The organism is Chitinophaga sp., from assembly GCF_039596155.1.
Lineage (GTDB): Bacteria > Bacteroidota > Bacteroidia > Chitinophagales > Chitinophagaceae > Chitinophaga.
Map to the genome: position 1 here is coordinate 202,984 of NZ_JBCNKF010000005.1, position 14,698 is coordinate 217,681.

9 protein-coding genes are annotated in these 14,698 nt (G+C 44.7%); 2 read left to right on the plus strand and 7 right to left on the minus strand.

The window, feature by feature from the left end:
* Positions 1 to 67: 67 nt before the first annotated feature.
* On the minus strand, positions 68 to 832 hold the full coding sequence (locus ABDW33_RS07025; RefSeq protein WP_343689358.1) for a LytTR family DNA-binding domain-containing protein: 765 nt from the start codon (positions 830 to 832) through the stop codon (positions 68 to 70).
* On the minus strand, positions 808 to 1,680 hold the full coding sequence (locus ABDW33_RS07030; protein WP_343689359.1) for a histidine kinase: 873 nt from the start codon (positions 1,678 to 1,680) through the stop codon (positions 808 to 810). The genes ABDW33_RS07025 and ABDW33_RS07030 overlap by 25 nt, the downstream gene beginning before the upstream one ends.
* Positions 1,681 to 2,017: 337 nt before the next feature.
* Here ABDW33_RS07030 and ABDW33_RS07035 point away from each other — a divergent pair, with 337 nt between their 5' ends.
* Complete coding sequence (locus ABDW33_RS07035; protein ID WP_343689360.1) at positions 2,018 to 4,249, plus strand: hypothetical protein; 2,232 nt, start codon at positions 2,018 to 2,020, stop codon at positions 4,247 to 4,249.
* 179 nt (positions 4,250 to 4,428) lie between these two features.
* Here the strand turns inward: ABDW33_RS07035 and ABDW33_RS07040 are convergent, their stop codons facing one another.
* Positions 4,429 to 4,854 carry a 6-carboxytetrahydropterin synthase gene (locus tag ABDW33_RS07040; RefSeq protein WP_343689361.1) on the minus strand — a complete coding sequence of 142 codons (426 nt, stop codon included), beginning with the start codon at positions 4,852 to 4,854 and terminating at the stop codon, positions 4,429 to 4,431.
* Positions 4,855 to 5,193: 339 nt separating this feature from the next.
* On the opposite strand from ABDW33_RS07040, the gene ABDW33_RS07045 reads away from it, so the two are divergent.
* Entirely contained in the window at positions 5,194 to 7,440 is a 2,247-nt protein-coding gene (locus ABDW33_RS07045) for a sugar-binding domain-containing protein (RefSeq protein WP_343689362.1), read from the plus strand.
* A gap of 34 nt (positions 7,441 to 7,474) precedes the next feature.
* Here the strand turns inward: ABDW33_RS07045 and ABDW33_RS07050 are convergent, their stop codons facing one another.
* From ABDW33_RS07050 to ABDW33_RS07065, 4 genes are read right to left on the minus strand one after another with little or no spacing between them, the layout of a single operon-like run.
* Positions 7,475 to 8,812, minus strand: a complete 1,338-nt coding sequence (locus ABDW33_RS07050; protein WP_343689363.1) for a DEAD/DEAH box helicase — start codon at positions 8,810 to 8,812, stop codon at positions 7,475 to 7,477.
* Between the two features lie 35 nt (positions 8,813 to 8,847).
* On the minus strand, positions 8,848 to 9,735 hold the full coding sequence (locus ABDW33_RS07055; RefSeq protein ID WP_343689364.1) for a glycerophosphodiester phosphodiesterase: 888 nt from the start codon (positions 9,733 to 9,735) through the stop codon (positions 8,848 to 8,850).
* A gap of 4 nt (positions 9,736 to 9,739) precedes the next feature.
* Positions 9,740 to 11,293, minus strand: coding sequence for a SusD/RagB family nutrient-binding outer membrane lipoprotein (locus ABDW33_RS07060; protein WP_343689365.1), 1,554 nt, complete (start codon positions 11,291 to 11,293; stop codon positions 9,740 to 9,742).
* A 20-nt stretch (positions 11,294 to 11,313) separates the two neighbouring features.
* On the minus strand, positions 11,314 to 14,667 hold the full coding sequence (locus ABDW33_RS07065) for a SusC/RagA family TonB-linked outer membrane protein (RefSeq protein ID WP_343689366.1): 3,354 nt from the start codon (positions 14,665 to 14,667) through the stop codon (positions 11,314 to 11,316).
* Positions 14,668 to 14,698 lie beyond the last annotated feature (31 nt).

The window sequence follows — 14,698 nt, forward strand, 5'->3', positions numbered from 1 at the left end:
CAAATATTCAAAACTATCGGCAACTGTAAAAATTAGATTTGCCGAGTTAGACAAATCAGGGGATGGATTAGTCTTTTGTAAGCCATTCCAGGAACTCTGTCGCCTTTTCTTTCCTGATTGTCACCTCCTCATGATATTCAACAAGTAAGTTCAGTAGCAGTTTCCGGCCCAGGGATTGGGATACATCGCGAATGGCTCTCCTGTTCACCAGATGCTGTCTGTCTGCACGGTAAAATCCGGGTCCAACAGTAGCCTCCAGTTCATCCAGTGGCTGACTGACGAAATACTTATGTTGTTCAAAATCGATGAGAGATACCTGCCCATGCTGGATATAAAACAAGGCTATATCATCTGTCCTGACAGGGATGATCTTATCCCGCAGATTTACCAGCAGCCTGGAAGTGGGGTGTGGCTTTTGCAACAATTTAATAATGGTGTTATAATCCGGTGATATGCTCTGCCGCAATGATTCATAATGCAAGATGGCATCATTAATGGCAGCCTGCCCATAAGGTTTCAGGATATAATCAATTCCATTACTCTTAAATGCTGCGATAGCGTATTCATTAAAGGCAGTACAGAAAATGACAGGGATACTGAGTTTTAACTGGTGGAAGATCTCGAAACTCAGGCCGTCTCCCAGCTGGATATCACTGAAAATCAACTGGCAGGTATTGGTTTCAAACCATACCAGCGCCTGTTTTACAGAAGGGAGGATCTTTACGATTGCCCATTCTTTGCGTGCATGGAGAATATAATGTTGCAATTCTTCGGCCAGGTTCTTTTCATCCTCAATGATCACTACATTCATTTGCGTATCATTTTTATACATACATTAAATGTTTCGCCGTCATTGTCGACGATCACTGTTTCTCCATACAGCAGACGATATCTTTCCTTCAGGTTCTGCAATCCCATTTTCGAATAGTTCTCCAACAGGAAACGGGGTTGAATATTATTATTAACCAGCAAACTGGTTTCTTTATTTGCAACACTGATTTTCAGTGGTTCTTCTTCAGTCATAGTATTGTGCTTTACAGCATTCTCCACTAAGATCAGGATGGCGAAATATGGTACATAATAGGAAAGGTATTTTTCATCGATGTGCGATTCAAATTGTAACGCGGTATGGAAACGCATTTGTTGCAGGGCGATATAATCTTCACAGAGTGCCAGCTCCTCTTTTACCGTAATGGTATCGAACTTTTTATTTTCCAGTCCCAGGCGCAGGAAACTGGATAACTTCACCAGGTATTCGTCTGCAATGGCAGGATCTTTCCTGATCAGTGCCTTGGCAGTGCCGATAGCATTGAAAAGAAAATGTGGATTCAGCTGGTTGTGCAGTACTTCATAACGGGATTGCAGGTTAGCGAATTTTAACTGTTCATTTTCAATGTCCAGTTTCTTTTTAGTCCGGTTTAATAAAATCACCACAGAAATGATAAATATCATGGAATTAACAGCGATGATATTAACGATCCTGAATAAGTAGAACGCAGTACCAGGAATGATCAGATGATGCATTCTGCCAATAAAATAAGTGATGGTGGTCAGTGAGATCATGATAAAAGTCGAAATAAGAAACCGGTTCTTATGAAGTGCGACTTTGCCAATAAGGAAGATATGCAACATCCAGGTAATAAATATACCAATAGTCGCAAATGGAAACCCGATCCACATGTGTGAAGGATAGACATTCCGAACCAGAAATACCGGCGTGACCAGCAACACCGCGATGACCGGAGAAGTGGTAAGAGCAGCCCTGAATAAGGCCCAGCGTTCTTCTTTGGTGAGTTTATCAGGAATGGTATGAATTTTAAGTGTGAAGATATAAGTTTTTCCCTGTAGCCGGGAGCGCTTTCACAAAATGGAAACTAGTTATGCACACATGTGTTTAACTTTCTGACCTGCTTCATACCCAATCAAATACTTTTGTATCAATTCAAGTCGCCAGCTTCCGCTATTTATTCTTTGCCTGTACCCATTGTTAGGCATTAAAAATCAAGCAATCTAAAGCATGCAGAACTTTTTATCAGAATTTAAGCTACAGACAGGCTATTTAAAGTACCGTCCTGAACTCAGCAGGAAGGAAACCTGGGAAGAAGCCATCCGGGAAAGGGTCATGAAAATGCACCGTGACAAATATGTGCATTTGCTTGACAACAAGGTATTGTCGGAATACATCGATTTTGCAGAAGACGCTTATGTTGATAAACTGGTATTAGGCTCACAGCGGGCACTGCAATTTGGCGGCTTGCCGATCCTGCGTCATAACTCCAAAATGTATAACTGCCTCACCTCTTATTGCGACAGACCTGAATTTTTCAGAGAGTCTATGTGGTGGCTGCTGAGCGGTTGCGGAGTTGGCTTTTCTGTACAACACCATCACATTTCAAAACTTCCTCATTTACAGGTACGTGACAAAGGTACCCGCACCTTCATCATTGAAGATAGCATAGAAGGCTGGGCTGATGCAATTGGCGTACTGTTGGCGTCGTATTTGCGCGCGGACAAAAAGTTCCAGACCTATTGGGGATATGAAGTAAGGTTGGATTATTCCCTGATCAGACCGAAAGGGGCTTATATTTCTTCCGGATTCAAAGCACCCGGCTCCGATCCTTTGAAAATAGCCATCCAGAAAATCGAAGAGATCATAGAGCAGTGGCTCAAGTCACAGGGGGGTACCATCAGAAGTATTCTGGCATACGACATTGTGATGCATGCGTCTAACGCAGTACTGGCTGGCGGTGTGAGAAGAAGTGCAACCATCTGCATTTTCAGCAAAGATGATGAGGAAATGCTAAATGCCAAGACTGGTAACTGGTATATTACGCAACCACAACGTGCACGCTCTAACAACTCTGTCGCCCTGCTGAAATCGGAAACGACCTATGAAGAGTTTCAGGCGATTATGGAGTCAGTAAAGGAATTCGGCGAACCGGGTTTCGTATGGCTCGATGACCTTGAAATTTTATATAATCCATGTGTGGAAGTAGGTATGGTGCCCAGGCTGAAGACCGAAGATGGCTGGGTATCCGGCTGGCAGGGATGTAACCTGACAACAGGCAACGGCGCAATGTGCAGAGATAAGAAGACTTTCCTGCGCATGTGTAAAGCGCTGGCTATTTTAGGCACATTACAGGCTGGATATACGACCTTCGATTACGTAGGCAGTGTTACAGAAGAAATCTTTAAAAACGAAGCCTTACTCGGTTGTGCCATATCTGGCTGGTTAGATAATCCTGACGTACTGCTGAACAAAGAAACACTCTCAGAAGGCGTACAACTTATTAAAGACATCAACAAGGAACTGGCTGCAATCTTAGGTATTAACTATGCAGCACGTACTACCCTCAGCAAGCCCGATGGCAATGGTGCAATCATTCTGGGTTCCTCATCAGGGGTAAAACCTGTGGAAGGTAAACGCTGGATTCGGTATGTACAGGTAAATCCGGATGAATATGGTGTAGAGTACTTCAAATCACAGAATCCGGAACTGGTGGAAAAGAGTGTATGGGACTTCAATGGCCGTGACTACGCAATCGGATTTGCTATGGAAGCAGAGCCCAGGGCAATGAGCAAACACGACGTATATGGCGTAAAACACCTGGAGATCGTGAAATTCATCATGGAAAACTGGGTATATCCAGGTACTAATATCGAAAGATGTGTAATACCTTCTGTAAGACACAATGTATCTAATACCATATCAGTAGATAACTGGGAAGATGTCACCGATTATATCTATGCTAATCGTAAATATTTCGCCGGTATCTCTTTACTGGGCATGTCCGGTTCACTGGAATATAACCAGGCCCCATACTCAGAAGTGTTTACACCCGAAGAACTGATTAAAATGTATGGTGACGGTGTAATCATGGCATCCGGCCTGATCGTGGATGGTCTGCATGCGTTTGACCAGGATCTCTGGAAAGCTTGTATGTATGTGCTGGACAGAAATTTACCGCTGGAAGGCAGCCGTGAAAAGATATTCTACCAGAAAGACTGGATCAGACGCGCGAAAAAATTTGCAAAGAACTACTTTAAGAAAGATCTGAAAAAGATGACATACGCATTAAAAGATGTGCATCGTTATTATCGCTACATGACGATCGTGAAGAATGCAAAAATGATCGACTGGAGCAAATACAAGGAAGAACTACCTGATTATGTGGATGTGAATACGCTGGGAGCCATTGCCTGTGCAGGCGGTGCGTGTGAGTTGCCACAGTCACAATTGACAGTATAGAAAAGCAGGTCTGCATATCGGCCACAACAAAAAGGCCTGAGCATTGCTCAGGCCTTTTATTGGAAAAAGGGTGTATCAGTTTACCATAATGTTGATCCTTAAAGCTATGCGATGCTTCCCTTGATACAACCACCAGTTTGTGACTTCATCCACTCTATTGCGGCTTAGATTCAAATATATTACTTGATCCATTCGGCATACGAATCACTGGTTTCAAATAAAACCAGCTTAACTAACTCTACATCTTCAGGAAATCCACCCTGCAGCTCTTCCTTAATATACAGGATGATGTTTTCTGCGGAAGGTTCCATCTCCCAGACTTCGAGATTTTCCAGCTCACCCAGGTTGGGATTGGCAGCCAGGTAGGCTTTGGACAGGATAAGGCGGTGATCGAACTTATCAACCACTTTCTCATTCACCAGTTTCTTCAGATCTTTAAAGTCCATCAAAATCCCTGTACCCCCGAGATATCCTTCCTCCGGTGTTTTACTGCTGACAGTTACATGCAGTTTATAGGAATGTCCGTGTAAGTTCCTGCATTTGCCGGCATATCCATGCAATGCATGTGCCGTTTCAAAGTTGAATATTTTAGTGATTTGCAACACTGATCGTTCTCAAATTTTTGCAAAGCTACTGCAAATAACAATCAGCATTCATGATTTATATCATTTTAACAAATGGGTAGATTTAAATTACCCCAACCTGATGCTATATTCACAACTATAGTCTATCGGCCCCCACGGCCGGCAACTAATGTGGATGTGACTGAATAGTACGCGCTAATCGCCATTGATCTTTGGTACCGATGGTAAAGATCAATGGAAATTTGATGTTACTTTTTACCCACCTGTGCAACCCACCATATTTCACCTGCTATAACTGCGGATATACTTCCCCCCTGGCTACTATATTCGTTAGCTACTAAAAACATCATATACTTTATAATGAAACGTTTTGTTAAACAACTCACTGTTTTCCTCTCCTGTTCCTGTGCAACGACTGTTTTACACGCGCAGACTAACTGGCAACTACAACCAGCCGCCCTGCAAACCCGCTGGGCACGACTTGTATCTCCCACCAATGCACTGCCGGAATATCCACGTCCCCAGATGATCCGCGATAACTGGGTAAACCTGAACGGACTATGGGACTATGCAATTACTGATAAAAGCGCTCTGAAGCCCGAAATTTTCGCAGGTCAGATACTCGTACCTTATCCTATCGAATCCGCTTTATCAGGCGTAAAAAAGGCTGTATTACCATCACAACGTCTTTGGTACAGACGTCACCTGCCACCTCTTTCCCGGATGGAAGGGAAACGTATTCTTTTGCACTTTGATGCCGTCGACTGGCAAACCACCGTTTATGTGAATGGCAAACAAGCCGGTACACACACCGGAGGCTACCAGAATTTTACTTTCGATATCACTCACCTGCTGAAAGATCGCGAAAATGAAGTGCTGGTAAGCGTATGGGACCCTACTGATCAGGGTATCAACCCACACGGCAAGCAGGTGCTGGCGCCCAAGGGTATCCGCTATACTGCCACAACCGGTATCTGGCAAACCGTATGGCTCGAAACCGTACCTGATACCTATATCTCCTCTCTTGTCATTACACCTGATGTAGATGGAGGTTACGCTTCGCTTACTGTAAAAACAGGTGGGGTTGCCGGTAATTTTAAAGTAGCCGTTTTTGCAGGTGATAATGGCAAAGTCATCAGCACGACGAAAGGCAAAGCCAATGAAACGATCAAAATACCTGTTCCGAAAGCGCACCTCTGGAGTCCTGAAGATCCTTTTCTATATGACCTCTCTGTGAAACTACTTCAGAATGGCGATACCACTGATGCCGTCACTTCTTATTTCGGCATGCGCAAGATTGCTATCAGGAAAGACCCTAAAGGACAGGAAAGGCTCTACCTGAATGATAAGTATACTTACAACCTGGGGGTTCTCGATCAGGGCTTCTGGCCCGACGGTCTCTACACCGCCCCTACAGACGATGCATTGCGTTTTGACATCGAGGCCATCAAAAGTATGGGGTTCAACACCATCCGCAAACATATTAAAATCGAGCCTGCCCGCTGGTATTACTATGCCGATAAGTTGGGTATGCTGGTATGGCAGGATATGGTCACCTGTGCCAGTCTGCAGCCTGACGCTAAAGAGGCATTTGAAAAAGAAAGTGCGGCAAACGTGGCACAGTTATATAATCACCCCTCCATCATCTCATGGGTACTCTTCAATGAAGGCTGGTTCACCTACGATCAGCCACGACTGACCAAATGGCTGAAAAACACGGACCCAACACGACTTGTAAACGGTCATACCGGCGAAAACTATGAAATGGACGGCCAACAGGTTGCTGAGAAATGGGCAGGCGCTGACTTTGCTGACGTTCATGATTATCCTGGTCCGGGTATTGCTCCTGCCCTTCCCGGCAAAGCAAGAGTGCTGGGTGAATGGGGAGGCATAGGTGTACCTGTCAAAAACCATGAATGGGATGCTGCTGCCGGTTGGGGATACGTCAGGATCACTCCCGCTGAATTAAGCACTCGCTACGCATCCATGGTGAAAAAACTCAAGGATTATGAAATACAGGGGCAGTCAGGCTCCATCTATACAGAACCTTTCGACGTGGAAATCGAAGAGAATGGCCTTATCACCTACGATCGGGAAATTGTAAAAGTACCGCTTGATACCCTGCGTAAAATACATGCTGCCTTTATACCCTCACCACCCCGTGTAGACCTGGGATTGAAGAATGCAGACACGACTTCTGTTCCCGATCCATTCCGTCCACAATTCCTGGCGATCCTTGACATGGAAGCCGATGTAAAAAAAACACACGACTGGCAAACATTGACTGAAAGTGTGACCGACTACCTCGGTAAAGGCGGTACCAGCTTTTCTCCTACCAAGATCAGCAGCATCGCACTGAAGGTCTTCAATGGTACCAACGATACTACCCTGCTCAATCAGGCTTTAAAATGGATGGAAAGAGTCGTGGAAATTGAAAGGAATACTTTTACGATGGGTACTTATGCCAACCTGCTGTATAAACTGGGCGATAAAGAAAATGCCCTGAAATGGATGGTAAAGTCCGTAGAACTGGCACACGAGGAAGAGATACCTGAATACCAGGCCATTTACGACAAAATGAAAAAAGGTGAAAAAACATGGCAATAGAAAAAAGACCCGGCTGAATCAGCCGGGTCTTTTTTTACTTCTTTTTATTCTTAGCGCCTCTTGTCTTAGGCTTACCGTATTTCAACTGCATCTTCTCTTTATGGGAGATTTTTACATTCACTTTCTTATTCTTCGCTTTCTTTTCATGGAAAGCAGGCCCATACGACTCCAGCTTTGGTAAAGCCACCAGGTAATTCTTCATCTTCACTTCAGGCTTCTCATCATCTGTCAGTACGTCGGATATTTCCAGGTCCTCCGGTAATGGTTCCAACGGGATCTCATAATTCATCAATGCCTGAATCCTCTCCAATCCCTCCTTTTCACGTTCAGTATAGAAGATGATCGACTTACCATGCTTATCCGCACGACCGGTCCGACCTATACGGTGCAGGTAACTTTCCGGCACTTCAGGCACGTCAAAGTTCAATACATGGCTCACATCCTCGATATCAATACCTCTCGCGATGATATCTGTGGCAATGAGAAATCGGTATTCGCCGGACTTAAACTTCTTCACCGTGTTAAAACGATGATTCTGTTCTTTATTGGAATGAATCACACCCACCTGCTCAGGAAACTTCGTTTCCACCTGCTCATACAGCTGGTTAGCCAGCTCCTTGGTAGCAGCAAAGATCAGCACCTTGCTCATTTCCTCCCGTGTTTTCAGCAATAATTCCAGCAGGTTCACCTTTGTATTGAAGTTTGGTACCGCATACCCCGTCTGACTGATATTCTCCCGCGGCGTACCGGCAGGTGCTGCTTCTATCGTAACCGGGGCATTGAAGTACACCTCCATCAGGTCTTCTACCTCCGGTGTAATAGTAGCAGAAAACAGCAGGTTTTGCCGCTTTGCCGGCAGTAAATCCAGAATATGCTTCAGTTGCGGACGGAATCCCAGGTTCAGCATCTCATCTACCTCATCGATCACCAGTCGCTTGATACCTTTCAGTTTTAATGCTCCACTCAGCACCAGGTCTACCAAACGGCCCGGGGTAGCTACCACCACATCCAGTTTGCCATTTGCTGTCACCATCTGGGGATTCATATTCACCCCGCCAAAAAATCCGGCAACCTCTACACTCATGTAGGGAGTCAGCTTTTTCACCGCCTCCACTACCTGGGTTACCAGCTCCCGGGTAGGCACCACGACCAGGATCTGGGCATAGCGCTCTTTGGAAAACTTCCACTGCCGGAGACACGGCAAAAGATAGGCAAAGGTTTTACCCGTACCGGTCTGTGCAATGCCACATACGTCCTGACCGGACATGACCACAGAAAAGGCCTTCGCCTGAATGGTAGTGGGCGTTGTATAGCCCAGATCACTCAGGGCATTCAGTAAAGGCTTGCTGAGGTTTAGTTCATCAAAAGTCATAATACGATTCAAAATGAATCGCAAAGGTACTGAATCTATTTCTTCTGATAACTGCCCGCCAATTTCACAAGGGTGGCCGGATCGTCGGTAATGATGCCATCCACACCCAGATCCATCATTTTCTGCATATCCTGCGGATTATTCACGGTCCATGGAAGCACCTCTACTTTTTTACTATGGGCTGTTGCAACCAGTTCTTTTGTCACCAGTGCAGCATAAGGGCTGTAAATATCCGGAGTAAAACCTAATCTCTCAATATTCGTTTCAAAACTATCTTTACCATACACCAGCAAAGCGAGCTTTTGCTTTGGATACAGTTTATGTATAACCTGTAAGGTCCGGATATCGAAAGATTGAACAGTCACCCTGTTTTGGATACCTTTGTCTCTGATCACTTTCATCATTAGCGCAACAAATTCATCCGGTGCCGGATGAAAGGTACCATCTCCGTCTGGCGAGCACTTTGTTTCCATGTTATAATACACAGGTTTCAGATGATTTTCTTTTACATAAGCTTCTACACTGTCAATCAGTTCTGACAAGAGCGGCTTGTAGGTTTTCATCTTCACCTGGCCGGGAAAGTCTTTATGCGGTTTGGTACCAGCATCGTATTGGCGGATACTATCATAAGGCATGGTATACAATTTATATGATTGCTCACCGGCCTTTTCAATATCTTTTCCGTCCGGCGTACGCATAAAGTCAGCCGACATATACAGATCATGAGACACAACCACTTTCCTGTCAGCCGAGATCACACAATCCAGCTCCAGCGTACGTGCGCCCAGATCAATTGCATGCTTCATAGCAGGAATGGTATTTTCCGGCATCAGTGCACGCCCCCCTCTGTGTGCCTGCACATCGATCTGTGCAGATGCTCCCAGGGAAACCAGCATTAAAAAACTACCTAATAATCTTTTCATAGTTTTATTTTAATATCCACATTATACCATTGATATCATCTACGTTACCGTATTGCACAAGTGCTGCATTGTAGTTAGCAGTGTTTGCAGACTGATCCTGAGAAAGATACTTATAGCGCATGGCAACCATGTTGTTATTCCCGTTTCCTACCCCTGTGCTGAAAGCAGGTACTTTCGTTCTTCTCCAGTTAAAATAAGGCTCCAGGCCACTATTACAAAAGAAAGCAATATACTTCTGCTGCAGAATTTCTGTTAACCCTGCGTCATTATTTCCTGCATATTTAACATTGGACTGTGCATAGTAGTTGTCAAAGCTCACATTTACAGTTGACTGTACATAAGGTCCGGTAATAGGTATACCCAATGGCAGGGAATAAACCGTCATGGCACCTGCATCAGGCACTCCATAGAAAGCCCAGGATGCTTTGATACCTGCCTTGTAATAAGCCTCTGCATCTCCGGTCGCCCATCCTCTGTTGATTCCTTCTGCAATATTGAAACACATTTCGATATACCCGATGATAAAGGTATTCTCTGCTGTATAACCAGAATAATACCGCCATCTGTTGATGTAACTGATCACACCTGCACCATTCTGCGAAGCCAGCACACCCATATCAGCGCCGATATCCCCACCTTTAAAGGAAGAAAAATCTGTTGGACTACCACCGGAAGATACGATGCCGGGCGCTGGATCAGTCGTAACAAACACCCTTGGATCTTTCAGGGTGGTGAGCAGTCCCACATAAGTAGAAGCACTGTTATTCAAAGACCCATTTGCAAACGTCTCCTTATTCAACGGATACTTATTGGTTGGGTTCAGCCATACATATTGCAGGTTATCTGACATACTGGTCATGACCGGATAAGTCACAGGATCCTTTAAAACTGCCGCAAATCGTGCTGGTATATTCAGATCTTCATCACTGTTCGCCTTTTTACTCAGGTGGATCAGGAGTCTTAATTTATACGTATTCACCACCTTCTGCCATTGCTTCAGGTTATTGGAGAAATACATATCGCCTGCCAAAGTGTGATCGTTGGCTGCAATCAGGGCTGCCAGATCTGCATTGGCACTATCCAGCAGGTTAAGGCAATTGCTAAATACGGTCTTTTGATCATCGTACTTTGGTTTCAGGTTAGCCGCTCCATTCAGTGCTTCCGTCATTGGAATATCGCCCATTTCAAGGCTCATCTTTGCAAAGTAGTATGCCCTGAAGAATTTACCCAGTGCACTATAGGGATTCCTGGGGGCAGCACCAGCTGTTAATGCCTGCTTCTCCATATTCACTACATTCGTCAGATTCAGGTACAGGTTATCACCAGATCCAAAGTTATACTGATTATTGCCAAAGTAGGAGTTATTCTGTAACTGGTACTGACTGATTCTGTCCAGCTGTCCTCCCGGTGCATCCACCAGTCCTGCCAGCAACCCGTTGAACAGCAGGGAAGCCTGCACGGAAGTGGGCTTGTTATGGTTCAAATACAGATCGTCGAAACTTTTCTTACAACTGCTCATACCAATGATAACAGCTGCGAATATGATGAGTTTTTTCATCCTTTAATTTTTTTACAGGTTTAAAACACTACATTCAGATTAAAACCAAACCTTCTCGTAGTAGGTGTCTGCAGGCCGGAAGCTGCGCTGGCAGTATTGTACTGCTCTACATCGATTCCTTTATACTTATTGTCCTTATAGAAGTATAACAGGTTTCTGCCTACCAATGATGCAGTCACATTGCTGATGTAAGTTTTCTTCAGCCATGTCTTTGGCAATGCATACCCAATTACTACTTCTCTCAGCTTCGCATAGGTCTTGCTGGTCAGCATACCTTCCTGTATCTGGCCATAGTACTGGGTCGCCCAGGTCTGTACCGTACTGGTAGCTGTATTAGGTGCAAACTGTAAATCACTGTAGTTAGTGATTTTACCGAAATTATCATACTTAATGGCAGCACCGTTGGACACCTGTACACCTTTGCCTACATAGGTACCTTTGTAATTGCTTTCCCCTGCATGCTGATCGTCATCCAGACGTGACTTACCAATCGCACCTTCTACTGTGGCAATATTGGCGCCACCCTGCATAGTCAGGGAGTACAGCCTGTTACTGATCACACCTCCTACGTTCCCATCAAACTGGAAGCTCAGGGATAATTGTTTATAATGGAAAGAGTTATTGATTGCCCACTGGAAGTCACCGTTCATATAACCCAGGAACTGGTTGACCGGATTCTTCAATGGTTTACCACCGGCGTCGTATACGATCTGTCCATCAGGCGATTTCACAAAGCCCGTGTTATACAATTTGTCTGTTCTGTCTCCTTTCTTAAAGAAGGTATTGTAATATGTCTGTCCCGGAGGTAGTTCTTCATATACATCTTTGAAGGTAGACCAGTTTACCAGTACATCCCATGCGAAGTCTTTCTTTTTGATAGCGGTACCATTCAGTGTCAGCTCATAACCTGTCTTCCTCGTCTTTAGCGCATTGATATAATAGCCGGTATAACCTGAAGCCGGAGAAACTGCATTCTGAAGGATCTGCGGACCATCGATATACTGGAAAGCTGTTGCACTGAAGCCCAACCTGTTTTCAAGGAAGCGGATATCAAATCCTTCTTCAAAGTTTACACGATTGAACGTCTTAATATTAGGATCAAAAATATTGGTGGATGAAGACGCGGCAGTCACATTATTGTAAGGTTTGGAGGTAGCATACACTGCTTGAAGGGAATAGTCAGGACCATTGTAAGGGCTCAGGTAGTTAATACCATACTGAGAGAAGTTGGTGGTCAGCGTACCTGCTGTAGAGCCACTCAACTGTGTATAAGTATTATAGGGTGTAGCACCGATAGTTGCGGCAGTAGCGTCACCATGTACAGTGGCATAGGAACCACGTACTTTGAGGAATGAAATAAAACCAGGTAGTTTCACGTAATCAGAGACCACAGAAGCAAGGGCCACACTTGGGTAAAAGTAGACGTTGCTGCCTTTAGGAAGGGCGGAGGACTTATCTACCCTCCCTGTAAAAGACAAAGTAGCATACCTGCCAATCGTTGCATCCATAGAGGCGTATGCACTCAGCACGCGCATATCTGAATTGAAATTGTTTGTCATCAGCGCATTCAGCGTATTTGAGAAGTTGTATACGTTCGGAATAACGAGATAATCAGTAGACGTAAAGTTAGAGCTATAAGTGAACTCTCTCCAGTTTGCACCTGCCAGACCCGAAAGGTTGACAAGTGGTGTAACATTGTAGTTATAGTTCAACTGTAAGTCCGTATTGCTTTCAAACATGTTTCTTCTGTCTTCACGGTAATCACCCTGACCCAGTGTTCTGGCATAGGTATAAGCACCCCATGGCATTTTCTCCGTACGGAGTAAATTGTAGGTAGTCACCTGCGTCCGACCGGTTACATCCAGGTGTTTATCCAGTTTGTAATTCGCCGAGATATACCCGTTCACATCCGTTTTGTAATGCCCACGCAGCCAGTCTTCCACCATCATCCAGGGGTTGTTATAATGTACGTGCTCCGGGAAAACGATCTTCACATCCTTATAACCCGGCTGCCATTTGCCCCTGATATCAGGAGATGTAACACTCCATTCGTCACCTGTCCAAACAGACAGATCGTACACAAGACTGTTAGGTCCATAAGTTACATCCGGAATATTCGGTGTATAGGTACGGCTGAAGTTAAAGTTGGTATTAAAGGTCAAACGGTCAGAAGCCTTGTAAGAAGCAGTGCTATTAAAGTTGACAATATTCACTCCTGTATTGGGCACAATTCCCTCCTGGTGAGACTGTGATAAAGAGAAACGCATGGCATACTTCTCTCCTGAAGCAGACAGTGAGATATTATTGGTCGTCTGGAAACCCGCTCTTAAAAAGCGCTCCAGGTTACCTTTGCCATTTACGTACCCCCTGTTCAGGTAAGGCGCAGGCTTGATATGTCCTTTATATACCTGGTTTCCGAAAGTAGTAGTATAGGTTGTGTTTGCATCATATTCTCCATCATACTGGGGGATCAATTGTCCACGGAAACGAGGCCCCCAGAGCTGGTACTGTGCATCCTGCAAACCACCGCCAAAACCATCAGCATAGGCATACAGTCCATACATCCCCCCACCATATTCATGCTGAACATGTGGTACAGCAATAAATCCTTTATCAATGGAATTGGTAGAGTTCACTTCAACGACAAAACCACGTTTAGGATTTGCTTTCTTAGTCGTGATCAGGATAGCTCCATATTGAGCACGACTACCATACAAAGCTGCAGCCGCTGGTCCTTTTAGCACACTGTAAGATTCGATATCGTCAGGACTGATATTCCAGGTATCGCTACTGATGGGCACCCCGTCGACAACAAACAATGTGATCTGGTTACCACGCATTACCAGCGAGGGTGTACCCATCAATTCAGGATTGGAAGCGACAGACAAACCGGCTACTTTACCGGTCAGACCTGTCACAGGATTTGCATCTCTGGCTTTCACCAGGTCAGCACCTTTTACCTCCTGTACGGCATAACCGATTTTTTTAAGTTCCTTTTTCACCCCCAGTGCGGTCACCACTACTTCATTCAGTCCTTTTGCATCTTCGTGCAGACGGATCATGAGAGAGTTTTTACCCTCCTGTTTAAGCACAAAATTTTTGTAACTGCCGGGAGCATATCCCATGAAAGTAAAGCTCAGATCATATATTTCTCCTACGGTTAATTTTTTGAATTCAAATACCCCATGTTCATCGGATAAAGTGGCATATTTCTGATGTGTATGCTGGTTTTCTGCCTGCACGCTTACACCAGGCAACAGATCGCCTTTGTCGCTTAGCACACTACCTGTCAGGGTTTGTCCCCAGGCGGTCTGGCATAGAAACAGGCATAGTAGCCAGGTGGCAAATTTCAAAGTAGTTTGTAATGGTCTCATACATAGTGTTTGTTTGATGCAAAAGGAATCC

Coding starts and splice junctions, on each gene's coding strand:
- ABDW33_RS07025 (WP_343689358.1), bottom strand. CDS start 832: ATGTATAAAAATGATACGCAAATGAATGTAGTGATCATTGAGGATGAA.
- ABDW33_RS07030 (WP_343689359.1), bottom strand. CDS start 1,680: ATGTGGATCGGGTTTCCATTTGCGACTATTGGTATATTTATTACCTGG.
- ABDW33_RS07035 (WP_343689360.1), top strand. CDS start 2,018: ATGCAGAACTTTTTATCAGAATTTAAGCTACAGACAGGCTATTTAAAG.
- ABDW33_RS07045 (WP_343689362.1), top strand. CDS start 5,194: ATGAAACGTTTTGTTAAACAACTCACTGTTTTCCTCTCCTGTTCCTGT.
- ABDW33_RS07050 (WP_343689363.1), bottom strand. CDS start 8,812: ATGACTTTTGATGAACTAAACCTCAGCAAGCCTTTACTGAATGCCCTG.
- ABDW33_RS07055 (WP_343689364.1), bottom strand. CDS start 9,735: ATGAAAAGATTATTAGGTAGTTTTTTAATGCTGGTTTCCCTGGGAGCA.
- ABDW33_RS07060 (WP_343689365.1), bottom strand. CDS start 11,293: ATGAAAAAACTCATCATATTCGCAGCTGTTATCATTGGTATGAGCAGT.
- ABDW33_RS07065 (WP_343689366.1), bottom strand. CDS start 14,667: ATGAGACCATTACAAACTACTTTGAAATTTGCCACCTGGCTACTATGC.